At 71.6% G+C, this 469-nt stretch carries 1 protein-coding gene; it reads left to right on the top strand.

All coding sequences use genetic code 11. The annotated features are described in order from the left end of the window. Positions 1 to 469: ATP/GTP-binding protein (locus LPA54_RS37725; RefSeq protein WP_228984935.1), on the top strand; the 469-nt coding region annotated here is incomplete at both ends.

Genomic DNA, 469 nt, shown 5'->3' with positions numbered 1-469 from the left:
ATCCTGGTCGCCGGCGGATTCGGCGTGGGGAAGACCACGCTGGTGGGCGCGGTCGGCGAGATCCGGCCGCTGCGCACCGAGGAGATGCTCAGCGAGGCCGCGCGGACGGTGGACGACACCGACGGCGTCGACCACAAGGTCACCACGACCGTCGCCATGGACTTCGGCCGCATCACCATCCGCTCCGGGCTCTCCCTGTACCTCTTCGGCACCCCCGGCCAGGACCGCTTCTGGTTCCTGTGGGACGAACTCGCGCAGGGCGCGCTCGGCGCGGTCGTCCTGGCGGACACCCGGCGGCTGGAGGACTGCTTCCCGGCGGTCGACTACTTCGAGCACCGGAAGATTCCCTTCGTCGTCGCCGTCAACTGCTTCGCAGGCGCCCGGCGGCACGACGCGCGCGACGTATGCCGCGCCCTCGACCTCGACCCGGGGACACCCGTGGTGCTGTGCGACGCCCGCGAGCGCGACT

This window comes from Streptomyces sp. DH12 (assembly GCF_020873895.1).
Taxonomy (GTDB): domain Bacteria; phylum Actinomycetota; class Actinomycetes; order Streptomycetales; family Streptomycetaceae; genus Streptomyces.
Note: the sequence above shows the minus strand (reverse complement) of the source record. Positions and strands in the feature narration are given on the sequence as shown.